At 61.0% G+C, this 584-nt stretch carries 1 protein-coding gene; it reads right to left on the reverse strand.

Annotated features, from left to right (window positions below):
• Positions 1-584, reverse strand: a 584-nt coding sequence (locus tag NKH28_RS34365) for a TCP-1/cpn60 chaperonin family protein (RefSeq protein WP_352981472.1), incomplete at both ends; no start/stop codon positions are given.

Here is a 584-nt window from a genome sequence, read left to right on the forward strand (position 1 = left end):
TTGGAGAGCTTCTTCTCGTGGAGAAGAATGTAGGCGTCTTCCAGATCCGCAACCATCTTCTCGGCGTTGGTGACGAAGTAGGGCGAGAGATAGCCGCGGTCGAACTGCATGCCTTCAACGACTTCAAGCTCGGTCTCGGCGGTCTTTGCTTCCTCGACGGTGATGACGCCCTCATTGCCGACCTTCTGCATCGCTTCCGCGATCATCGAGCCGACCGACACGTCGCCATTGCCGGCGATGGTGCCGACCTGGGCAACCTCTTCCGAGGTCTTGATCTTCTTGGCGTTCTTGATCAGCGTCGCGACGACGTCGGCGACGGCGAGGTCGATGCCGCGCTTGAGGTCCATCGGGTTCATGCCGGCGGCAACCGACTTGTGGCCTTCCTGGACGATCGACTGTGCCAGAACGGTCGCGGTGGTGGTGCCGTCGCCGGCGATGTCGTTGGTCTTCGAAGCAACTTCGCGGACCATCTGCGCGCCCATGTTTTCGAACTTGTCCTCAAGCTCGATTTCCTTGGCGACGGTGACGCCGTCCTTGGTGATGCGCGGTGCGCCGAACGACTTGTCGATGACGACGTTGCGGCC

Origin of the sequence: Mesorhizobium sp. M1227 (assembly GCF_040318315.1) — a bacterium.
In the GTDB taxonomy this organism is placed as follows: Bacteria; Pseudomonadota; Alphaproteobacteria; order Rhizobiales; family Rhizobiaceae; genus Mesorhizobium.